The 25,668-nt window shown below is 43.5% G+C and carries 11 protein-coding genes; all 11 read right to left on the bottom strand.

Features of this window, described 5'->3' with window-relative positions; translation table 11 throughout:
* Positions 1-7: 7 nt before the first annotated feature.
* Positions 8-2,470, bottom strand: coding sequence for an ABC transporter permease (locus tag ACO06Y_RS05935; RefSeq protein ID WP_422082911.1), 2,463 nt, complete (start codon positions 2,468-2,470; stop codon positions 8-10).
* A gap of 16 nt (positions 2,471-2,486) precedes the next feature.
* Positions 2,487-4,901, bottom strand: coding sequence for an ABC transporter permease (locus ACO06Y_RS05930; protein WP_422082910.1), 2,415 nt, complete (start codon positions 4,899-4,901; stop codon positions 2,487-2,489).
* A gap of 11 nt (positions 4,902-4,912) precedes the next feature.
* Positions 4,913-6,025 (bottom strand): hypothetical protein, encoded by a 1,113-nt coding sequence (locus ACO06Y_RS05925; RefSeq protein ID WP_422082909.1) that lies wholly within the window; start codon positions 6,023-6,025, stop codon positions 4,913-4,915.
* A gap of 21 nt (positions 6,026-6,046) precedes the next feature.
* Positions 6,047-8,410: an ABC transporter permease gene (locus tag ACO06Y_RS05920; protein WP_422082908.1), complete on the bottom strand. Its 2,364-nt coding sequence runs from the start codon at positions 8,408-8,410 to the stop codon at positions 6,047-6,049.
* A gap of 99 nt (positions 8,411-8,509) precedes the next feature.
* Positions 8,510-10,861 (bottom strand): ABC transporter permease, encoded by a 2,352-nt coding sequence (locus ACO06Y_RS05915; protein ID WP_422082907.1) that lies wholly within the window; start codon positions 10,859-10,861, stop codon positions 8,510-8,512.
* A gap of 51 nt (positions 10,862-10,912) precedes the next feature.
* Positions 10,913-13,261: an ABC transporter permease gene (locus ACO06Y_RS05910; protein ID WP_422082906.1), complete on the bottom strand. Its 2,349-nt coding sequence runs from the start codon at positions 13,259-13,261 to the stop codon at positions 10,913-10,915.
* A 112-nt stretch (positions 13,262-13,373) separates the two neighbouring features.
* Positions 13,374-15,728, bottom strand: coding sequence for an ABC transporter permease (locus ACO06Y_RS05905; protein ID WP_422082905.1), 2,355 nt, complete (start codon positions 15,726-15,728; stop codon positions 13,374-13,376).
* Positions 15,729-15,769: 41 nt separating this feature from the next.
* A complete protein-coding gene (locus ACO06Y_RS05900; RefSeq protein ID WP_422082904.1) occupies positions 15,770-18,145 on the bottom strand; it encodes an FtsX-like permease family protein in 2,376 nt (791 codons plus the stop codon).
* Between the two features lie 72 nt (positions 18,146-18,217).
* Entirely contained in the window at positions 18,218-20,674 is a 2,457-nt protein-coding gene (locus ACO06Y_RS05895) for an ABC transporter permease (protein ID WP_422082903.1), read from the bottom strand.
* A 64-nt stretch (positions 20,675-20,738) separates the two neighbouring features.
* The gene (locus tag ACO06Y_RS05890) at positions 20,739-23,105 is read right to left on the bottom strand and encodes an FtsX-like permease family protein (RefSeq protein WP_422082902.1); all 2,367 of its coding nucleotides are present in this window, start codon (positions 23,103-23,105) and stop codon (positions 20,739-20,741) included.
* Between the two features lie 39 nt (positions 23,106-23,144).
* The gene (locus ACO06Y_RS05885; RefSeq protein ID WP_422082901.1) at positions 23,145-25,565 is read right to left on the bottom strand and encodes an ABC transporter permease; all 2,421 of its coding nucleotides are present in this window, start codon (positions 25,563-25,565) and stop codon (positions 23,145-23,147) included.
* Between the last annotated feature and the right edge of the window lie 103 nt (positions 25,566-25,668).

The raw sequence follows: 25,668 nt of genomic DNA, 5'->3' as shown, positions 1-25,668 counted from the left end.
TTCCTTTTTATTCCTCCCGTAGACCTTTTATGGGATTGTTCATGGCGGCCCTAACCGTCTGTGATAAAACGCTCCCCGAGCCTAGGACAAACATAATCCCGATTCCGACAATCAATATCCAGACGCTAAAATTTACGCGATATGAAAATTCCTGTAACCAAATCGTATTTACCAAATAGGCTATAGGGGCCGTCACCAGAATTGCCAGGGCGAACAACCATAGATATCCATTGGATAACCAAAGGGCTATTTGTTTGACCCCGGCGCCGTGTACTTTTCGAATTCCGATTTCCTTTTTCTTTGATTCAGCGGTAAAGGCCGACATTCCCAAAAGGCCCAGTGATGCAATGGTAATAGCCAAAAAGGAAATAAACCCTAAAACATACATCATATCGGCAAATATGGAATTTGTCGTTTTCAGTTCCTCTTCATAGAGTTCATACTTGAAAGAATGCACCTTATCCAACTTCTTCCATTTCTCCTCCATGGACAAAAGCATTGGACCAATATCCGTGGTGGGGTGGTAGCGTACGTTCATATAGGCAAATTCGTTAGGAAGGTAGCGCATTAAAAGGGGCTCATCTTGATCTGCCTCCGTCAGCAAATCGAATATGTAGTTCTTGGTCAGGCCAATAACTTGCACCGCAGTTTGGTCCTCACCGATTAAGATGGTTTCTCCCACTATGCTCTTGGGTTCCCTATATCCCAATAATTGGGCAAGGGCTTCATTGACGATGACCATAGTTTCCTCCTTTTTAGGAATAGATTCGGGAAAATTATTTCCGGCAATCAATGGTAGTTTTAGATTGGGAATAAAATGCTGGTCTATACCGATATAACTGGATGATAAATCGGCTTCCGGCATTTGTAGGGTCTTGATCTTTGTGCTTCCACTATAGCCTCCTGTACCGGGAACGAACGAACTGGCGGATATGGTCTGAACTGCCGGGTTTTGACCCAACTCATCGGCCAAGGTCCCATACGCGATACCCTGAAGCTTTATGTTGACCACATTACCCTGATCAAAACCATATTCTTTTTCCAGCAGATAATTCAACTGTGCGAAAATCAAGAGTGTGGTGATGATAAAAAACAAGGAGGCACAAAACTGCGCCAGAACCAACCCTTTTCTTAACATAAAACGTTTGCCATTACCGAGTGATATTCCGGAAAAACTCCGTAATGCCTTAATGGGCGAGAAGGAAGAGAGAAAAGAAGCCGGCAGCAATCCGGCCAGGCCACCGACCAAAATGCTAAATCCAATAAATAGTACAAAAAGCATCAAATCCGGTGTAAAATCCAAGATCAAAAACTGATTGATCCAAAGGCCTAAAAAGACAATACTAAGCACCTGAAGTATCCCAATGGCAACTATCAGGGATAGGAGTGCAATGAGAACGGATTCAATGATGAACTGCACAAACACTTGGTAACGTGCAGCCCCCATGGTCTTTCTTACACCAACTTCCTTGGAACGGGTCAAAGATCTTGCAAATGAAAGGTTTACATAATTGAAGCATGCGGAAAATAGTACTACCAATCCCAAAAACGACAGGAAATAGATGACCTCGATTGGCATGCGTAGGCTAATCGGGTTTTGACGAAATGCTCCTGGGGTAATCTGTGAAAGGCGTTCCGACTCAAAGGAAACGTTCACATCCTCCAGGGCCGCATATTTTTCTTTGGAGATGTCCGATAAAATAGGAGTCAAATCCATATCGGTCCTACCTTCTCGCAACAGGACATAGAGATAACTGTCAGAATAATTTTCCCAGTCATCAAAAGTTGCCTGGCTTTTGCCTTGTTTTACTAAAGAGGGAATAGTGGACATGGAGATCAAAAACTCAAATTGGATGTGGGAGGACAAGGTATTGTCCACAACACCGGTCACCACTAAATCGTCAATCAAGGTTTCGGTATTCTCCGTAGGAATCAAAGCAATGTCCATGGTATTAAGGCCAATATCGTTGAGTTTGATCGATTTTCCGATAGGGTCTTCCTTTCCAAAAATCTTCTCGGCGGATTCTTTTGTCAATACTATGGAAAAGGGCGCTTCCAATACCGTGGCAGGGTCTCCCTTTATTAGCTCAAAACTGAATATTTTGAAAAAACTGTCATCCGCATAGCGACCCGCCAAGGGGATTCGCTTGGTATCGTAAATCATATCCCCTCCAACAAAGCTGGATTTTATGCGTACGGCGTCTTCTACCACATGAGGATACTCTTCCGATAATTTTGGGGCGAGCGGTAAGGGAGTCGAGGCAAAGGAGCCGTTGTCTGTCTCACTCAGAACACGAACGATCCGATCTCCTTTTTCATGAAAATTGTCTACCCTTTTTTGCCCATACACCAATAGGATAATGAGCAAACAGGTGGCGATGCTCACGGATAGGCCAAAAATATTGATCAAGGAAAACAGTTTATGTTTCAAAATGTTCCGTAACGCAACTTTTAAATAATTCCTTAGCATGGTATCGCTATCTTAGTTATTCCGTTCGCAAACTCTTCACCGGGTTTTGCCTTGCCGCTTTGACCGTTCTGGTACCCACGGTCAAAAAGGCAATGACCATGGCCAACATTCCCGCACCTATAAAAAACCATACGTTCAATTCTATTCGGAACGCATACCCTTTAAGCCACTCGTTCATGGACCACCAGGCGATAGGCGAAGCTATTAAAAAGGCTATCCCCACCAATTTTAGAAAATCTTTGGTCAGCATAAACGTAATGGAGGAAATACTGGCACCTATCACCTTTCGAATACCGATCTCCTTGGTACGTTGGTTGACCACCAGCAACGAAATGGCAAAAAGACCGATGCAACTCAAGACTATGGCAATGACCGAGCCGCTGGTAATCAAGGTAGCCATAACCTTTTCCCTACGAAATGTTCTATCTACATTTTCATCCAAAAAAGAGCCCAGGAATTCTGCATTGGGTTCAATACGCGCCCAAGCTTGCTGTACGGCATCCATAGTTTTTACCATATCCCTGGGAGCTACTTTTACATAAGCGTAATAGAGGCCCCAATTGTTGTTGATGAACATAGTCAAAGGCTCGATGGCCTTATCCAATCGTTCAAAATTGTAATCCTTTACCACACCGATCACGGGATACTGAATACTATCGTTCATCATCACATAGGCGGTAAGAGGATCGTCCTCTCCCAATTCCCTTGCCATTGCCTCATTAATGACCACGCTTAGACTGTCATTGGCAAAACCTCGTTGAAAATTCCTTCCAGCCACCATTTGAAGACCCAAAGTCTCCACATAATCGTAATCTACGGTCAGAAAATTGGTTCGTACCATACGACCCTTATAGTCATACCCATACAAACTTTTGGATGAGCTACCGTCCAGGCCGTATCCCAAATTGTTATCGGCCGCCGTCACCTTCAAGACATCGGGATTGCCCCTCAATTCATCACGAAGTAATTGAACGGCTTCGTAACTGTTCTTTTTTCCATCCAAAGGAAAGGAAATCACCTGTTCTTTGTTGAAGCCTAGGTTCTTATTGCGCATGAAATCCAATTGACCCCATAGTACCAAAGTACCGCTTATTAATAGAATGGCGATGCTAAACTGAACCACCATCAAAATATCTCGAACCCTATTTTTTCCGGAAGCGTCCAACTTGCCCTTCAAGGATTGTATGGTGCCCAATTTACTCATCAACAAGGCAGGATATCCGCCAACGATGAATGTGATGAGGAGTACAACACCCAAAAAACCTGATATGGCCCATGGCGAGGTAACCATGTCCAATGAAACATCGGTACGGAAAATAGTCTTAAAATCATTGAGCAATACCATACTCATAACAATCCCTATGCCCGCCGAAGCCATGAATACAAAGAAACTCTCACTACAAAATTGAAAGAAAAGTTGCGGTTTCTGAGCGCCCAGGGTCTTGCGCATTCCAATTTCACGTAAGCGCTGTGCACTCTTGGCAATACTCATATTGATGAAATTGACACAGGCGATAAAGAGAATGAGGAAGGCAATCCCTAAAATGAGGTAGGGTTCCGTTCGACTTACTTTTAAAAATCCATCGGGAAAACTCGCAAAATGGACATCGGTCATGGGAAGCAGTCCAATTTGCCAATACAATCCATCCGCATTGGCACGTGCACCGTCGCGTTTTGCATTCTCGATCTGTTCCTGGTAGCGAAGTGCAATTAATGGGCGACTACTTTTCTCAAATTGCTCAGGGGAAACGCCATTTTGCAATTGTACATAAATGTCGTGATATCTGTTATCCCATGACTCTCGGTTTCCGCTATATTCGTAGTGTTTTTCAAAACGAATGGCCAGGTCAAACTCCAAAGTGCTTTGGGGTGGATTATCCGCTACCACACTTGATACTGTAAAAGGCTGTTCCTCACCGTTTATCAAGATATTAACGGTTTGCCCAATCGCTTCCATTTGCCCGAACAACTTCTTCGCCGTACTTTCCGTAATTACAATTGAAGATTGATTTCCCAATGGATTGTCCATGTTACCCTTCAAGGCAGGGAAAGAGAACATTGCAAAAAAGTCCTTATCGACCCAAACGGCGTCCAAATTCAATTCGGTATCGCCATAAGTGGTCAATGCATCATCTTGAACATGGCGGGAAATCCTCTCTATACCCGGTACTTCAGCTTTTAGAGCTTCTGTCAAGGGAGCAGGGTGACTTACACTTGCATCTTTTCCCTTGGCCGTTTGTTCCGAAGAATATATTCTGTAAATATTTTCTGCATTGGCATGGAATTTATCATAGGACAGATCAAAAAAGGCAGCCATAGACAACAGAATGGCCACACCAAAGGCTACTGAAAGCCCCAATACATTTAAGAAAGTGAAGGTCTTGTCCTTCATTAAATTCCTCCAACCGATTGTTAGATAGTTCTTTAGCATTTCTTATATATTTAATTTTCAATTTTTAAATCAACTAGTTTATCGAGACGGGCGATTATTCCCCATCCATAAAAGCTGTTGGCGACTCCGACCAGCAATTCGTTATCTCCTTCGTTCAGAGGGGTTTTGATAGTTGAATTTTCAATGGAACATCGTCCGTCCGGGGATTTGATTAATGGAGTGCCGTAGTAGTTTTTATCCATATACAAAGGTCGTTTGTTTATAAAAACCCAAACCTCATCGCTAAAGCCCAAATGAAGCATCCTTTCCTGGGTTCTTGAGGAATTGATCGTTGTCCTTAACCAAACGATTCTGCGATTCTCAGCTTTTCCAAATCTGCGGGTAAGATTGATCAATCCCCTCCGTTCCGAGACGATTTCTTCCCATATGGTTTCCTCCTTAGGAAAGTATCCGTAATCAAAATCTATGTTTTTAGGAGGTACTAGCACTTCACTAACCTCCCAATTGCGAAGGTAGCGTGCGTCATTGGCAGTAGGATCCAGTCCAGGTTCGGGGGAAAGTCCTTCCACAACATCGGCCTTTACCTCAAGATTGGAAATGATTCCCTGACCATCAAAGGCCAACAGCCCTTCGGAGACGTTTCCTTCCAATTTTGGCACTACCAACGCGGGATGTTCCATATCGTTTACAAAGACCTTCATTTGTTGGCCCGAAACCACCAATTTTACATGATTCCAGTCCCCGGTCTTAAAGTCGGCATTGGATTGAAAGTGAAAGAGCATATCCCAAAGGTTTACCCCATCGATATGCGGGGCATATTGAATGGCGTCTACTGCAAAAGGATTCCCCGCCACCCCGGTACGAAAATAAAAACATTCATTTTCCAAAGCATCCTTCCATCTAAAATACAAAGAGGCAAATCTGGGATCCAATGGCTCAAAATCATATTCTATGGTTCCATCCGTAAAATTCAAATCCTTTAATATAACCCTATCGCTACTTGTTAGAATTTTAAGTGCCGGTCTGGATTTATATTCCATAAATTCAGCAGCGCCTGCCTTAAATTCCCATTTTTCGGCTTTCATTGGAATATATTTTCCTTTCTTTTGGGCCAATAGAGAAATCCCAAAAAGTACGAAGAAAAGTAATGGAAGTTTTTTCATGACATTCATTTTTAATATGTTCTACTCATCCCGAAGTGCGTTGACCGGATTTCTGTTCGCCGCTTGAATAGCCTGTGAACCCACAGTAAATAAAGCCACCACTAGGGCCGCCAGCCCCGCCCCCAAAAAATACCATGCCCGCAAAGGAATACGGTAGGCAAACCCGGATAACCAGTTGTTGGTCAAAATGTAGGCCATAGGCAGCGCAACACAAACAGAGACCAAAACAAGTTTCGCAAATTGGCCGGAGAGCATCATCGTTACCTGTGCGGCACTTTGCCCCAATACCTTTCGAATACCAATTTCCTTACGCCTTAGTTCAGCCGTAAAAATGGCCAACCCGAACAATCCTAAACAGGAAATCAATATCGCCATGGCCGCTGCATAACCTGATAGCACGGACACCCTTTTTTCCGAGGCATAGATGGCATTATAGGAATCATCCAAAAACGTGAATTCAAAAGCCAGGTTCTTACCGAACTTTTCATAGACCTTTTCGATTTGCGCCAACGTACTCATTTCGCTTCCTGCCGCTATGCTGACCATAATGCCTCGTGCATTGGGATCCACAAGGAACATACTTGGGCCTACTTTTTCATAAAGTGATTCAAAATGAAAGTTTTTGGCTACCCCGATGATTTCCCTTTCCTGACCAAAAAGTCGGATGGTCTTTCCGATAGGATCCTCCAGGCCCATTGCCTTTATGGCCTCTTCATTGAAGATAATCTGTTGATCCACATTAAAATCCCTTGAAAAGGACCGTCCGGAAACAATTTCAATCCCCAGTGTTTCCAAAAAGTCGTATCCAACTTCAAGGTTTCCAAAATTGACGCTTTCTTCTGGAGCCCTGCCTTCCCAGTCGATTCCCGATAGTTCCCCATGATCTCCTATCAGGTTATGCGAGTAGTTGGTAGCATTTTTGACCCCCGCTATCTTTTTCAGTTCCGACAAAAAGGTTTCTACACTTGTCCCGGCGGAGGAGGGGGCTTCAAATTGAATGACGTTATCCCTTTGATAACCCAAATTTTTGTTCTGAATGTATTCCATTTGATCTTGGACTACCAATACCGCGACTATTAGAATAATGGACAATGAAAATTGGGTTACCACCAATGCCTTTCTCGCAAAAAAAGTATTTCTGGATGCCTTCAGCTTTCCTTTTAATATTTGAGAGGGCTGAAACCCGGAAAGATAAATAGCGGGATAAGCCCCGGAAAGAAAACCTGTAATCCCAATAATGGACAAAGCCACTAGTATGCCAATCGAATTGAATTCAATGGACAGATTTTTTCCGGTAATTTGATTGAAATAGGGGAGCACCAGAACTACAAGGAACACGGCTAGTAAAAAGGAAAAAAAGGAGAGCAATTGTGATTCTATCAAATGTTGGGACACCACCCTTTTCCTACTTGAGCCCAATACTTTTTTTATGCCGATTTCATTTAACCGCTTTGAGGCCCTTGCCGTGGAAAGATTGATGAAATTGATACAGGCAATACATAGAATGAAGAGCGCAACACTTGAAAAAAGCTTTACATAATCAATCCTTCCGCCTTTCAATACCCCATCGGCATAGGTATTGTACAAATATTTGTCGGAATATTTTCGTATGAACAACGTGCTTTCGGAAGCTTCGTATTTCGACTTTATAAAACCATTCAGCTTCGTATTAAATTGATCCATTTCAATACCCTCTCGTAACACCAAATACGTGCTCGGATCACTGTTTCTCCATTCCTGTATCCAGGGATGTTGATCCACGTAAAGTTCATAATTGAATAGAAGATCGAATTGTATCGACGAGTTGGAGGGAAGTTTTTCAAAAACCCCGGATATTACATATTTGCCCACGAAATCTTCCCTATTCCATTCAACCATCTTCCCAATAAGATTTTTTGTGGTACCAAAGAGTTTCATCGCTATTTCTTCGGAGATGACCACCGCATTCTTCGCTTCAAGGATTTGTTCCTTATCGCCATCTAGCAACGGATATGAGAATACCTTAAAAAAATCGCTTTCCGTGTATTGCTCAACGGCCTTTATACGCTTTTCATTATGGGTGATGACGGCCTTATTGCTATATGCCCCTTCGATTACGGGAATCGCATGCGTCACTTCAGGGAATTCCTCTTTAATGGATTGGGCTAACCTTCCCGGGGTCGATGGGCTGGTCGTGATGCCATTTGCCCTAGGATTATTTTTCATTACCTGTACAAGGTGGTCATCATTTTTATGAAATCCATCCACATTTAACTCGTCGTTCACCCATAGAAAAATCAATAACACACAGGCCAATCCTGTGGACAGCCCGATCGTATTGATTAAAAAGGAGCTCTGGTTCTTTTTGATGTTCCTAAAAAAAAGTACAAGGTTGTGTTTAAGCATAGCTTTTATTTTTTTTCATTATGATATTCATTAGACCTGTCAGGTTGAAACTCGTCCGCCCTTTTTTGGCGGAAAACCTGACAGGTCTAAGACAATAGGTCATTCCTCCCGTAACCCCTCTACGGGATTTCTATTCGCCGCCCCAATGGCCTGGCTACCTACCGTAAGCATTGCAATACCCAAGGCCACCAATCCGGCCGCCAGAAAGTACCAAATATCCAAGGGAATGCGATAGGCAAATCCGGATAACCAATTTTTGACCAATAGGTAAGCCAAAGGCAGGGCAACCAATATGGAAACCAAAACAAGCTTTGCAAACTCGCTGGACAGCATAACCGTAACCTGGGTTGCACTTTGCCCCAACACCTTTCGGATACTGATTTCCTTCCGCCGACGCTCCGCGGTAAAAATGGCCAGCCCGAACAGTCCCAAACAGGAAATTAAGATGGCCATCCCCGCAAAATACTTGGACAGCGTGGCCACGCGTTGTTCGGATTCATAAAGGGCCTTATAGTTGTCATCCAAGAATTCGAACTCAAAGGGAAAGCCGGGATTAAACGTTCCATAAAAATCCTGGAGCGCCGCTATCGCCTCCTTTTCCCGCCCGGCCTCTATACGCACCATGGCCTTGTTTACAACATCCGGCATCATCACCAGGAACAAGGGTTCCACCTTATCGTGCAAGGATTTAAAATGAAAATCCTCTATGACACCTATTATCCTTCTTGGCCCAATGGCCTTACCAATGGGATCTTCAAACCCAATGGCCTTAATGGCCGTCTCATTAAATATGATTCCCGTACTATCCGCACCAAATTCACGACTAAAACCACGGCCCGTTTTCATTTTCATGCCCATGGTCTCGATAAAATCAAAGTCCACGCCTACGATTTGAAACGAGATTTGGTCATTGGGATCCTTTCCTTCCCAATTCAGGCCTGTGGACCAGTTATGCCCAATCATACTATGGGTAGTTCCTGAGGCGTTCTTTACCCCGGGCAGTTGTTTGACTTCGGACATAAAGGTTTGCAGTTGATCTTTAACCTTACCTTCCAACTTAAAATACACTACATTGTCTCGTTCATACCCCAAATTCCGGCTCTGTGTAAATTCTATTTGTTGGTAGATGACCAGTACGGAAACGATCAATATGATGGAGAGGGCAAACTGAACGACCACTAGGCCTTTTCGGGTCCACAACTCGCCCAGCGAACGGTTCAACTTTCCCCTAAGTACCGTAATAGCCTTAAATCCAGAAAGATACAGTGCCGGATAGCTTCCGGCCAACAGTCCGGCCACAACGGTAACCCCCACTATTATCAAGCTAAAACCGAAATCAAAATCAAGGGTCAATTGTTTTCCTATAATCAAATTAAACCTGGGAAGGAAAAGAGCCACCAATAGTATGGCCAGAGTCAACGCCATAAAGGCCATTAAAACGGATTCCCCCAAAAACTGGGAAACAAATGCGTCCCGTTTTGCGCCCACCGCTTTTTTTACGCCAATTTCCTTTAGCCGCTTGGATGCCCTTGCCGTAGATAGGTTCATAAAATTGATACAGGCAATAATCAGGATGATACAGGCAATGATAGAGAATAACCGAACATACTCGATCCTTCCCCCGACTTGTTTTCCATTTTCGTAGGTTCCATGCAGATAGTGTTCCGAATAGGGTACTAGGGTAGCGGTTCTAATGGTATTCTCGTTCCTGTTTTTCCGAATCATGCGGACTTTGGCATCAAGGGCCGCCACATCGGCTCCCTCTTTGACCAATACATACACCTGGGGGCCACTGCTGTTCCAGGTATGTAAGGAATTCCATGGAGAAGCTTCCCTGGAGGCCTCGGAAGACAAGGCAAAATCGAACTGTATGGTGGAATTGGAAGGTGTTTCCTCAAAAATACCCGATACCCTAAATTGCCGGTCCTTTTCAAATTCCACCATCTTTCCGATGATATTTTCCGTCGTATTGAACAGGTTCATGGCCAGCTTTTTGGAAAGTACGATCGAATTTGGATCGGACATGGCCTGGGCCCTGTCTCCTTGTAGCCACCCATAGGAAAAAATGGAAAAGTAGTCCTCGCCTACCAGCTGTCCTACCGCCTTAAGGTTTTTTTCGCCTACGGAGAGTGCATGCTTCCCAAACCAATCCGGTTGAATGGTTGCCGTGGCATATTCTACCTCCGGCATCTCCTCGGTTAAAAGCTCGGCCATAGGTCCCGAAGTCTCGACAAAGGTTTGAACGCCATCGCTAAATTCCAAATGTTCAATAACCTGGTAGATACGGTGGTGATTCTCGTGAAATTTATCCACATTCAATTCATCCCTCACCCAGAGAGCGATCAACAGCACACAGGCCAATCCTGTGGAAAGCCCAATAATATTAATGAAGAAGGTGCTCTTGTTCTTTTGGATATTTCTAAAAAAGAGTAAAATATTCTGTTTTAACATGACAGTATTGTTTTTTGATGAATCCTTCAATAACTCCTCTTCTACAGGGGTTTACTCCTCTCGTAACCCCTCAATAGGATTATAGTTCGCGGCACGAATCGACTGACCTCCTACGGTCAACATCGCTATACCCAAGACTACCCCCCCGGCGGCCAAAAAATACCAGAAATGTAGGGGTATATGATGGGCAAACCCGGTTAACCAATTGCTGGTCAACAAATAAGCTATCGGTAAGGCAATGACTATAGAAACCAAAACCAATTTGGCAAATTCGCCGGACATCATAACCGCTATTTGTGCAGCCGTTTGGCCCAATACCTTTCGGATACCAATTTCTTTTCTACGTCGTTCGGCATTGAAGGTGGCCAGCCCAAAGAGGCCCAGGCAGGAAATCAATATGGCCAGGCCCGCAAAGTATTTGGACAGGACGGCGACCCTGCTCTCGGATTCGTAAAGGGTCTGGTAATCATCGTCCATAAAGGTAAATTCAAAGGGATATTCCGGCAGAAAACCTTGATGGAACTTTTCCAGACGCTCCAGAGTGGCCTTTTCCATTCCGGCCTTGATTTTGACCATGATGTTCCTTCCGTGCGGATCCAACCTGAATATGAGCGGTTCCACTTGATTATGAAGTGACCCATAATGAAAATCTCCGACGACCCCTATGATCTGACTGCCACCGTTCATATCGATAGTTTGGCCCACGGGATCTTGCAGCCCCATTTTTTTTACTGCGGCCTCGTTCAATATAATCTTCGAGTAATCGTCACCGTAATCCCCCGAAAAAGTTCGTCCCTCCTTTAACGCGATGCCCAAGGTCTCGATAAAGTCGTAGCCGACCACGGGCGACTGAAAAAGGAAATCCCTATCCGAATCCTCTCCTCTCCAAGAAATACCGCTTTGCCCATAAATCTCGTTTAGGATGTTCCCGGTCATGTTTGTGGCCTGTACCACTCCTGTTACTTCCCTTAACTCCGACATAAAGGCATAGAATCTTTCATTGGATTTACCTTCCAATAGCCCGTTCCATTGATCGTATAACGCACCCTTCCATTGGAAACTAATAATATGGTCACGGTCATAGCCCATATTCTTGGTCTGGGTGTATTTAATCTGGTCATCTATTACCAATAGGCCAATAATAAAAATAATCGATAGGGCAAATTGAAAAATGACCAGCCCTTTTCTCGCCCATACCTCTTCCAAAGAGGTTTTGAATTTCCCTTTCAAGACTGTTACGGTCTTGAATCCGGAAAGGTAAAATGCGGGGTAGATACCCGAAACAAGTCCGGTAAGCAATACAATACCGACGATGAACAATCCCTGGTAAAGATCCATATTTAAATGAAGTTGTTTTCCTGCAATTTCATTGAATTGGGGAAGAAACAGGACTACAAAAAGGATAGCGACTACTAAGGACAGAACCGCCATGAGCATGGATTCACCCAAAAACTGAACTATCAATGTCCCCTTGTTCGCCCCTACGGTCTTTTTTATCCCGATCTCCTTCATTTTACGGGACGCCAATGCAGTGGATAAGTTGATAAAATTAATACAGGCAATTAAGAGTATGAACAGAGCAATAATTGAAAACAACCGCACATAGGCTATTCTGCCCCCGACCGGCGCACCGTTTTCATATTGTCCGTAAAGATACTTTTTAGAGTATTGTTGAACGAACAGGGTGGCGTTGTCGTCCGAATTATCCTTGGTACTCAGGAAACCTTCTATCTTCTTGTTGAACTGTTCGACGTCTGTCCCTTTTTTTAGGGTCAAAAAAGTCTCTGCATAGCTACTGCCCCATCCTTTGGCCCACCGATCTTTTTCCAACAAGATTTCCATACTGATCAAGAAATCGAACTGGGCGGTAGCGTTGGCAGGTAGATTCTCAAAAACACCGGTGACCTGATATGCGCCCTCAAAGGAGGGATGTTTCCACTCAAGGGTTTTCCCGACGATGTTGTCTAAAGTGCCGAAAATTCTCTTTGCCAAACTTTCTGATAGGACTATGCCGTTCTTCCCGGCCAGTACCTGATCCTTATCCCCTTGGAGAAGTTTATGGGAAAAGACGTTAAAAAAATCGGGGGCCGAATGCCACCCAACAGCCTTTATATGATTGTCCCCGTTCGAAAGGATTCCTTCCCTGCTACGCCAAGAAAAAAAATCGTTAATGGCAACTGCATGTTCAACCTCCGGCATTTCCTCCAATAGGGCTTCCCCCAAAGGAACGGGTGTTCTGCACTCTGTCTCGATGTCACCATCAAATTGGAAATTCTGCATGACCTGGTACAGTTGGGCATCTTTCTTATGGAACTTATCCACACGGAGCTCATCAAAAACCCATAAGCCAATCAGCAGTACACAGGCCAATCCCGTGGAAAGTCCGATGATATTAATCATGAAGGTGCTCTTGTTCTTTTGGATATTCCTAAAAAAAAGGAAGATATTCTGTTTTAACATGACTCTTTAGCCCTTTAATAAATCCTCGCAATAATTACTCTCTCATTAACATCTATTCCTCCCTCAACCCCTCAACAGGATTATGGTTCGCAGCACGAATCGCCTGACCTCCTACGGTCAACATCGCTACTCCCAAGGCTACCGATCCGGCAGTCAGGAAATACCAAATGTGCAAGGGAATACGATAGGCAAAACCCGATAACCAATTACCGACCAAAATATAGGCGATAGGCAATGCGATCAGCATCGCAATCAAGACCAACTTGGCAAATTCACTGGACAACATAAGCGTTACCTGTGTAGCACTCTGCCCCAATACCTTCCGGATACTGATTTCCTTTCGCCTTCTTTCCGCATTAAAAGTAGCCAGCCCAAAAAGGCCCAAACAGGAAATCAATATGGCGAGACCTGCAAAATATTTGGCCAATATAGAGACCCGCTGTTCAGCGGCATATTGAGCGGCATAGGTCTCATCCAGAAATTTATAGTCGAACTCCAAACCAGGGTTATATCGTTCGTAAAAATCCTGAAGTTGGCCCAACGCCAATTTTTCCTGGCCCCCTTTGATCTTGGCCATAACCGTACGGGTCCATTCGGGTCGCAAAACAAAAAACAGGGGTTTGATCTCCTCATGGAGCGAGGCGAAATGGAAATCCTCCGTAACCCCTACAATCTCAAAATTGGTGTTCTCGAGGGAAACCCGCTTGCCAATGGGATTCTCCAGACCCATAAGATCGACCGCCGTTCGATTAAAGATAATCTTGGATTCCTCTGCCCCATATTCCTTGGAAAAGGATCTTCCTTGAACGATATCGATATCAAAGGTCTCTATCATATTATAGTTTACCGGGCGTATCTGAAATACCGCCTTTTCATCGGGCATTTTTCCGGGCCATTGTAATCGGGTCGTGGTATTGTTGCCTCCTACGATATTGGTGGAAATGCTACTGGCCGATGCCACGCCCTCTAACTGCTCCACGGCCGCTAAAAAGGTATCCAGGTTTTGTCTGGCCTTTCCTTCGATATCGAAATACACCACATTGTCCTTATCGTAGCCCAGGTTTTTGGTTTGGGCGAATTCCAACTGCCGGTATACGATCAATACGGAAACAATTAGTATGGTGGAAAGCACAAATTGAAAAATGACCAGGCCCCTACGGGCAAACACCTCTCCCTTTGAAGTATGGAGCTTTCCCTTTAATGTAGTAATGGCATTCAATCCCGATAGGTAAAAAGCAGGGTAGCTACCTGCCAAAAGACCGGTAATCATCAAAATGATTCCCAAGGCTAGGATATAGTGTCCCTTGAAGTCCAGCGTTATCTGCTTGGCTGCAATGGCATTGAATTGGGGCAATAGCAAAGCAACGATCAAGAGGGCGATTAAAAGGGACAAAAAGGTCATAGACAGGGATTCCACCAGATATTGGGACACCAAGACGTTCCGTTTGGATCCCATGGCCTTCTTGATACCAATTTCCTTTAGTCTCCTTGAGGCATTTGCCGTGGAAAGGTTCATGAAATTGATACAGGCAATGACCAGGATCAAAAATGATATCAATGAAAAAAGCCGTACATAGGCAATCCTCCCTGCCTTTTCCACTCGATCTCGATATTTGTCGTAGAGATAATTATCGGAAAACAACCGTGTGGCCAACGGCCTGTCCGGATCACCAGTCCTAGTTTCCATGAAACTCTTGATTTTAGCATTGAAATCGGTAATATCGATTCCTTTTTTCAGGACTAGGTAAACCTGAACTAAGTTGTAGTTCCAATCCATGGCATTGGGACTGCTAGTTTCTTTAAAGAACGCAAAGGGTATCACAAAATCGAACTGAATCGAGGAATTGGTGGGAATGTTTTCCAAAACCCCGGAAACCGTAAACAGTGTGTTTTCACCCAGCTTCAATGTTTCGCCGATTACGTTGTCCGCTTGGCCAAAAAACCGTTTGGCCAAATCCTCGGATATCACAATCGTGTTTTTATCCCCAAATATCGTAGCGCTATTCCCGTGAAGCAGGGGAAAGGAAAATACGTTGAAAAACTCTGGATGAGCGAACAAGCCCTGCGCCTTAAAATGGGTTTTTTCACGGAATAGCATCATTTCCCCGGTTTCCCGAACTCCTGTACTGTATTCGATTTCCGGGAATTCCTGTGCCAGGGTTTCTGCCAATAAACCTGCCGTACTGGGGTTCTGTAGGGTACGCCCATCGATTTGAGGGGTTTCCACCACTTGGTACAAGCGGGCATCGTTGGCGTGGAACTTGTCCACGCCCAGTTCGTCAAAGACCCAAAGGGCGATCAACAATACGCAGGCCAACCCCGTAGAAAGCCCAATGATATTAATCGAAAAAGTACTCTTGTTTTTTTTAATATTCCGAAAAAATAATTTTAGATGATGTCTTAACATGATTTCTTGTTTTTCGATTGATGTTCCGATAGCTATCGGAGTTACTCCTCCCGCAGGGAGTTCACTGGATTTCGATTTGCCGCCCCTATGGCCTGGCTCCCGACCGTAAGTATAGCTACCAATAAGGCCAGGGCACCTGCACCCAGGAAATGCCATACGTGTAGCGGAATACGATACGCAAAGTCGGACAGCCAATTTTCGGCCGATAAATAGGCTATGGGCAAAGCGATCAAAATTGCAATGATTACAAGTTTGGCAAATTCGCCGGACAGCATTACCATGACCTGCGTCGCGGTTTGGCCCAATACTTTCCGGATACCGATTTCCTTCCGTCGCCGTTCGGCCGTAAATGCCGCCAGTCCAAAGAGCCCTAAGCAGGAGATGAGAATGGCCAACCCGGCAAAGTATTTCGATAAGGTAGCCACCCGTTGTTCCGAGACATACAGGGCCTGATATTGGTTGTCCAAAAACCGAAAATCAAAGGTCAGGCCTGGACTAAATTCCGTGAATAGCTTACTTAGGCCATTAATGGCGATTTGTTCTTCCCCCGCCTTTATTTTAACGACCAGGTTGCTCACCCATTCGGTTCTGCAAAGTAATGCCATGGGCTTTATTTCATCATACAGCGATTGGATGTTAAAATCTTTCACTACTCCAATGATTTCCCTGTTGGGCCCACGCATATCTATAACCTTTCCTATGGGATCTTCCAGGCCCATTAATTTAACCGCGGTCTCATTAAGGATAATCTTCGATTCGTTATCGGGCTTTTCATTGACGTAAGATCTTCCCTCCTTCAGTTCAATACCCATGGTTTCAATAAAATTAGGCCCTACATGGGAATGCCAAAATGTGAGCCCTTTTGATTCCTCCGTTTGTCCGGGCCATGAATGTCCCCTAGAGGAATTGTCAAAACTGGTCATACTGCCTTGCATATAAGAGGCATTTACCACCCCTGGCAATTGCTTGGCTTCCTCAAGAAAGGTTTCCATGTTATTCAAAAGTCCGTCCTGACGCTCAAAAACAAGTACATTGTCCTTATCGTAACCCAAATTTTTGGATTGGATAAAATCGAGCTGCCTATAGATGATGCTAACGGCCACAATCAATAAAATGGAGATACTAAATTGGAAGATGACCAAGCCTTTACGCAATAGGAGTTCGCCAAAAGAGGTGTTCATCCTACCCTTTAATACCTTCACCGGATTAAACTTGGACAGATATAGTGCGGGGTAGCTTCCGGAAATCAATCCGGTAAACAAAGTTATCCCGATAACGCCCGTAAGGATATGCGGTTCCAAAACGAAGCTGAGATCCTTGTCCGTAATCCCATTGAACCAGGGGAGTAGGTTCAGTACCAGCACCACCGCGCAGATCAGGGAAAAAAACGAAAGTAATAGGGACTCTATCATAAATTGAAAGATCAATGACTTTCTACTGGCCCCAACCGCCTTCTTGATGCCTACTTCCTTTAATCGCCTGGATGCCCTTGCCGTGGATAAATTCATAAAGTTGATACAGGCAATGACCAATACAAAAAGCGCAATAAGTGAAAACAACAGTATATAACCGATTCTTCCCCCAGCTTGTTTCCCGTTTTCAAAATGCCCCTTTAAATAGTTGTCCGAATAGCGGCTAAGAAATACGGAAGCCCTATTGTTTTCATCCTTGGTTTTTATAAAACCCGCAATTTTTTCATTGAAATCGGCAATATTCACCCCTGTCTTCAGTAGTGCATACATATTGGAGCTATTGCTCCCCCAATGGATGTATTTTGGATTCCGTAATTCCAAAAACTTGGCATAGGGCAATACAAAATCAAATTGCTTTGAAGAATTGGCAGGAACTGTAAAAACCCCGGAAACCGTAAAAACGTCCTCAATTTCCTCCTCACCATGTTTAACGGTCAGTGCCTGGCCTATAGGGTTGGCATCTTTCCCAAAAAAGCTGGTGGCCAGCGCAGACGAAATTGCTATGGAGTTAACATCCTTTAAAACATTGTTCTTATTACCCAAAATCAAGGGGTACGAGAACATTTTGAAATAATCTGCGCTTACCATATTCCCTAGGGCACTGAGTTTTTTTTCGTCGCTTTCGAGTAGGGCTTTGGTTTCCATCTCAAAAACGGCCGTGGCCATTTCAACCTCGGGGAATTCCTCTTGCAACCCGGTGAGCATAAGACTTGAGTTGGTGTCACGGGTAGCAATTTCTCCTTGTCCGTCGGGAACATTGCGCAAAACTTGGAACAAACGGGCTTCATTTGTATGGAACTTGTCCATCCCCATTTCATCGGAAACCCATAGATATACCAAAAAGGCACAGGCCAGACCGGTGGATAATCCGACCAGATTAATCAAGAAACTGCCTTTGTGTTTTTTAATGTTCCTTAGGTAGAGTAAGATGTTGTGTTTTAGCATTTTTTTAATTCTTTAGTTAACAATTTCCAATTCTTATGGCAATTGTAGAATTTCAATAAGGATTGTACTATTTTACTCATATCGTAATGATTTTGTAGGTTTTTCAATAGATGCCCTAATGCTTTCATAGGATATGGTAAGCAGGGTAAGCCCTAAGATTACCATAAGGGAAATAACGAAAATCTCCCAGCCAATATTGATTTTATACGCAAAGCTTTGAAGCCAATTATTCATGACCCAATACCCTATAGGAAAGGCCACAAGACAAGAGATTACTACCAATTTTACAAAGTCGGAAACCAGCAATACAAGTATTTGGGGAACACTGGCCCCTAATATTTTTCGAACCCCAATCTCTTTGGTCCTTTGTTCGGCCATATAAGAGGCCAAGCCATAAAGCCCCAAACAGGCTATAAATATGGCCAACATAGAAAAGAACCAAATAAGATCGGACATCTTCTGCTCCGTAGCATACATACGCCCAAACTCCTCACTTAGGAACCAATAATCAAATCCTACTCCGGGCAATATTTTTTTCCAAACCCCTTCCAACATCATTAATTTTTCCCCCAATTTGGTTGCTGGAATCTTTACATACAAAATTTGATCTTCTTTTTGTGGTTTACCCTGTATGGCCATCGGTTTAATCTGGGTACGTATGGACTCAAACGAAAAATCCTTGACAACCCCTATCACCGTTCCTTGAATATTGGTAGCGACATCCTTTATTGATTGACCCAATATCTCATTGGGAGTCATATCCAGACTACGAACCGCGGTCTCATTGAGAATAACATTACTAGAATCAGCTGGACTTCCAATCCTAAAGCTTCTACCAGCAAGAAATTCCAAATCAAATACTTCTGGGAAGTCATAGTCTCCGGGCAATTGAATCCAATCGTATTTCTGTTCTCCGCTGATTTCTGGAAGTTCAAATGAAGCTTGCCAAGGCCCCCATCTTTGGGGTAGGTGAACAGACAAGGTCACTTCCTCAATATCCGGATCTCTTAATATTTCATTTTTCAAAGTGTTATAATCCTCAATAGGCGCTATTCCCCCTCCATATCGTATGGATACCACTTGATTGGCATTATCGTACAGTTTGGAGTTTTGAAGCATATTCATTTGCTGAAGAATAATGCCCGTACAAATTAATAACAGCACTGATATGGTAAGCTGTGAAAGGACCAATGCCTTTCTAAGGCGAGAATGCCCCTTGCCAATGGTCAGCCCGCCCTTTAATACTTGTATAGGTTTAAAACCGGAAAGGACCACAGCAGGATAGCTGCCAGCAATAAAAGCCATTACCAACCATATGGATACCAGCCCAAAAAGTATCTCTATTTGAAAAAAAGAAGCTATGGTATAGGTCTTGTCGGCAAGATGGTTGAATGCGGGAAGCATTAGAGCTACCAATGCCAACGCAATCAATAAGCCCAAAAACGAGGTAAGCAAAGACTCCTGAAAAAATTGGAATATAAGACTGGAACGGCTGCTTCCCAATGACTTTCTGACCCCAACTTCCTTTGATCTTTTCATGGATCTTGCAGTTGCTAAGTTCATGTAGTTGATACTGGCAATTAGTAGGATGATAAAGCCTATAAAACCAAGAACGATCATAAAATCGGAATTGGCGGCACTTTTCCACCCAGACCAATTTACCTTCTTATCAAAATGAAAATTGGTTATTTTTTGAAAGAAGGGGTCATGTTGCTTGGACTTTTCCTGTAGGTTCTCTGCTAGTACACGTTCAAATTCGGTTTCAATTAAATCAATATTAGCTCCTTTATCAATCCGTACGTAAGTTGGCATTTGAAACCCGTCAATACTTGAAAAATAATCCGCTACGGGAATCCCTATCATTTCCTGAAAACTTGAAGAAGTGTTCAAAAACTTTTTAGATATCAAATAGTCAGGCCGTATATGGGAATTGGAGGGGTAATCCTGCACCACACCTGTTACGATTAGATTTGCATATTCCTGCGAAATAAAAATATTCTTAATTTCTAGGACCTGACCGACAACATCTGTAGATCCAAATAGAATATTTGCAGCCTTTTCGGACAAAACAATACTATTGGGTTGCTCAAAAACCTCTTCACGATTTCCATGGAGTAGAGGGAAATGAAGTATTTCGGCAAATGACTGATCAACCATGAAAATTTCGCCATCTTGGGTAAGAATTGTTTTGTCATCTTCGGGATTACGAACAGAATGTGGATATCCATACAGCAACACATGAGATGTCCCAGCAACACCTGGAACCCTTTCCTTGAGTAGCTGTGCCCATCCCGAGGGTACAAAGGGTATGTCAAACTTTTCCCCATTGTCATCGATGAAGGTCTCTCCAATGCCAAATAGGGTATTGGAATCAGGATGCATGGTATCATAACTTTTTTCGTCCTGGATGTATAAAAAGACTAGAATAACCGCTGCTAGGCCTATAGCAAGACCTGATATGTTTAAAACCGCATATCCCTTATGCTTTATGAAATTTCGCCAAGCGACTTTAAGATAGTTGATAACCATCGTATTTCTTTTTTTCTGTACTGAAACTCTAATAATCTTAAATCAGCACCTGTTCATCATTTTTTCATTCATCCCTTAACCCATCCACGGGATTATTATTTGCTGCCCTTAAGGCCTGTGAACCAACCGTAAGCATAGCAACAAATAAGGCAACAAGGCCAGCGCCTAAAAAATACCAGAATTGCAACGGAATGCGATACGCAAAACCCGAAAGCCAAGTGTTGGCCAATAAATAAGCCACGGGCAAGGCTATCAATATGGAAGCCAACACCAATTTGGCGAATTCTCCCGAAAGCATTACCGTAACCTGAGCCGTGGTCTGCCCTAACACTTTTCGGATACTGATTTCCTTTTTTCGTCGTTCCGCTGTAAAAGCGGCAAGTCCGAACAGCCCCAAGCAGGAAATGATTATCGCTAGACCTGCAAAATATTTGGAAAGGGAGGCGACCCGTTGTTCAGAACTGTACAATGCCTGATAATCCGCATCCAGAAATTTAAAATCAAAAGAAAAGCCCGGATTAAAGGTTTCATAAAAGCTCTGAAGCTTTCCAATGGTCTCGGCCACCATCCCAGATTTTAATTTGATCAAGACCTTATCGGCATCATTTGGCTTTAATCTCAAAAAAAGTGGTTTTACATCCTCATGGAGCGATCTAAAATGAAAGTTCTTGGCAACTCCAATAATCTCCATCTCGGTACCCCAAATACTTACTGTTTTACCAATAGGATCTTTGAGTCCCATTGCTTCAATAGCCGCCTCGTTATAAATTATTTTTTCGGTATCATTGTTAAAATCCTTGGAAAATGCCCGCCCTTCCTTCATTTCAATACCCATCAATTCAATTAAATCATAACCAATTCCCAGGTTTGAAAACGGAATCAAAGTATTGGAATCTTTACCCTCCCAATCAAAAGGGCCCTGGGAAACACCCGTATCATCCACCATGCTCCCCCACATTCCGGATACATGTTTAACCCCTGGAATCTTTTTTGCTTCGGAGAGAAATGCCTCTAGATGATCCGATACCTTTCCTTTAATTGTGAAATAGATAATATCCTCACGGTCATATCCCAAGTTTTTATTCTGGGTAAGTTCTATTTGTTGATATACCACCAGTACGGATACAATTAATATAATGGACAAGGTAAATTGGAATACCACTAATCCTTTACGCATCCATAACTCCCCTAAGGATCTGTTAAATTTTCCTTTTAATATATGTGCCGGATGGAACCCGGAAAGATAAAAGGCAGGATAGCTCCCGGCAACCAATGCCGTTAACAATGCGATTACAACCAACCAAATTAAATGGCCTGCATCAAAAACAAGTTCCATCTGTTTTCCGGCAATTTGGTTAAACTGCGGGAGAAGGAGCGCAACGAAGAAGATAGCGGCCAACAGGGATAGGAAGGTGAGCATCAGGGATTCCCCAAAAAATTGAAGGATCAGCGCTGCCCTTCGTGCACCTACGGCCTTTCTGATTCCTACTTCCTTTATTCGCCTGGAGGCTCTTGCCGTGGACAAGTTCATGAAATTAATGCAGGCAATAATCAAAATAAAGAAGGCGATAATGGAAAATAAGCGAACATAGTCTATCCTACCCCCAACTATTTCACCATTTTCGTATCTCCCATAAAGATATTTAGAGGAATATTGTTGAACCATCAGGGAGGTAATTGAATATTCCCATTTGGTTTTGATAAAGTTTTCAATTTTTTTATTGAATTTACCAACGTCCGTACCCTCCCTCAACAAGAGATATACCTTGGCATCATGATTTCCCCAATGTATATCATCTCCCAGAATGTCCTCATACACTTCAAAGGGGACAACAAGATCAAACCGCTCCGAAGAATGGGCAGAAACATCCCTGAAAATACCAGAAATGGAATGCTGTTTTTTATGATTTTCATACTGCCAGTTCAAGGTCTTCCCTATAATGTTTTCAGTGGTATTGAACAACTTCAAGGCCATGGATTCTGAAATGACAATGGCGTCCTTGTCCGCCAAGACCTGTGAACTATCCCCTTTTAACAGTTCATAGGAGAAGAGTTCAAAATAGTTTTGGCCCGCAAACCTCCCAGTAGCATTGTAGTAGTCATTTTGATAGGAGAGTGTAAAAATATCCTCCACCCATGATGCATTCACCGCGTCCTCTACTTCCGGAATTTCTTGGATAAGGGCCGATGCCAGTGGGACCGGGGCTTCCCGCCAAGTGGCAATCCCCTTATCGGTATAATGATTGGTCAACACCTGATAGAGTTGGCTGTCGTTTTCATGAAATGTGTCCATCTTCAATTCGTCATGTACCCATAAGTAAATGAACAGCACACAGGCCAGGCCTGTAGAAAGCCCTGTAGTATTGATCAAAAAGAAGCTCTTATGCTTTTTGATGTTCCTAAAAAATAGTCTTAGATTATTCTCTAACATAGTTTATAGTTTTGGCCAATGTCCTGATAGCTTCAATGATTATTCGTCCCTTAACCCATCCACGGGATTGTTATTTGCGGCCCGTATGGCCTGTGAACCAACCGTAAGCATTGCTATGGCAAGTGCAACGATTCCAGCACCCAAGAAATACCAGAATTGTAACGGAATGCGATACGCAAACCCCGAAAGCCAAGTGTTGGCCAATAAATAAGCCACAGGCAAGGCTATCAATATGGAAGTCAACACCAATTTGGCGAATTCGCTGGAAAGCATAACCGTTACCTGTGCGGCACTTTGCCCCAACACCTTACGGATACTGATTTCCTTTTTTCGTCGTTCCGAGGTGAAAATAGCCAGACCAAAAAGGCCCAAACAAGAGATTAATATGGCCAGGCCTGCAAAATATTTGGAAAGGGTGGCCACCCGCTTTTCCGCTTCATAGAGGGACTGATAATTTTCATCCAAAAAATTGAACTCAAAAGGCATCTCTGAAATAAAATAGTCCTGATATACCTGCTTTATACGCTCTAGGGTTGCGGTTGTTGTCCCGGGTTCCATCCGTACCATGATGTTGGAAGCAAATCCGGTATCGCTTAAAGTCATAAATACGGGCAAGATTTTTTTATACAGTTTGTCAATATGAAAATTCTTCACCACTCCGATTATCTCTCGATCTTCTCCCCAAAGATTAATGACCTTTCCTATGGGATCCTCTATGCTCATTTGGGCAATTGCCGCCTCATTGAAAATGATTTTTTCCTTTTCCGTTTTAAATTTCTTGGAGTACGTTCTCCCCTCCTTCAATTCCATTTGTAACGTCTCTATAAAATCGTATCCCCCGGCAATTTGAGCAAAAAGCGCATCTTGCTCCATATCCTTTCCAGGCCAATCGAGTCCGGTTGTGGTTCCGAAATCGGCCATCATTGTATGTCTGAAATTCGAGGCGTTAACGACACCGGGAGTATTTCTTAGCAGTTGTACAAAGTTCTCAATATCGGCGGTGCCCATCTCCTTAACATCCTCGGCCTTGCCAGTATCGGCCCCCATGACACCAGATGGGAACCAAATAACATTATTACGATTAAATCCCAAATTTTTGTCTTGGATAAAATCCATCTGTTTATAAACGATGATGACGGATATGATAAGGATTACGGATGTCACAAATTGGAATATGACCAGGCCTTTTCGGGCAAAATTGCCGCTAAAACTTTTGAGCAACTGTCCTTTTAGTCCATTGAGTACGGAAAGACCGGATAGGTATAGCGCGGGATATGCCCCGGCAGCGATACCCGTTACCAAGGTAATAAGCACTATGCCTAATATCAGGTCGGGATCAAAAGATAGGGTCAATTCTTTTCCGGAAATACCATTAAACCGAGGTAACCCTAATTTAACGACAACCAGTGCTATAAGAATGGAAATCGCTACTGTCATAGTAGATTCCATTACAAATTGAAGCATCAAACTTTTTCGCTTGGCCCCTACCGATTTTTTTACCCCGATTTCCTTAATGCGGGTCGAGGCCTTGGCCGTAGCCATATTGATGAAGTTGACGCAGGCAATGATCAATATCAAAAGGGCAATCAAGGAAAACAGGTGAACATATTGGATTCTTCCCCCCACGACCACACCATTTTGGTAATTTCCATGCAGATACCTTTCGGAATAGCGTTGTGCCAGATACGTTTCCGGGAAATTTTCGTTCCTGGTCTTTAGATAATTCCTGATTTTGGCATTGAATGCCGTGAGATCCGTGTTTGGCTCCAGAAGTACATATGTTTTTGCATCGCTATCCCGCCAATCCCTAAAATCCTCATTCTGTGCAATAAAAACCTCCATGTTGAACACCGCATCAAATTGCGCCGAGGAGTTTTTGGGCAGTTTCTTAAAAACTCCGGAGACCGTATAGGAGCTTCCATACTCATCGTGCAACCATTCCAATGTCTTACCTACCGCATTTGTAGTTTGGAATAACTTCTCGGCCATTTCCTCCGAAATGACCACCGAGTTGGTATGGGCAAGTACTTCCGCTGGATTTCCATAGAGCAACGGAAAGGTAAACATGTTAAAATAGTCTTTACCCGCGAACAGATTCACGGAGTTGAAGAATCGATTACCTCCGTCGGACAACAAAAATTTTTCGCCTTCGAACCATGAATTATCCAGTACGGTCGCCGATTGTACCACTTCGGGAAACTCATCAAGAAGTGCCTTGGCCAAGGGCCCTTGGGTCGCCTCATCGGTTTCTATGCCATTGGGGGTGGGTAGATTTTGTAATATTTGAACCAAGCGGTCCCGTTTTTCATGGAAACGATCCACGCTCAGTTCGTCCATTACCCAAACGGTGATGAACAAGGCGCAGGCAAGTCCCGTGGACATGCCCATAACATTGATCAAAAAGGTGCTTTTATGTTTTCCTATATTTCGGAGAAACAGTTTTAGATTGTGTTTTAGCATAATTTGTTGTTTTCCTGTGTGGTCCAAATAACCACCGGGGCAGCTTCATCATGTACTCAACATTTGGTTTTACTCCTTCCTACCCCAATGGTCATTGGATTCT

It is taken from the genome of Ulvibacterium sp., assembly GCF_965228935.1.
Classification (GTDB): Bacteria; Bacteroidota; Bacteroidia; order Flavobacteriales; family Flavobacteriaceae; genus Ulvibacterium.
Note: the sequence above shows the minus strand (reverse complement) of the source record. Positions and strands in the feature narration are given on the sequence as shown.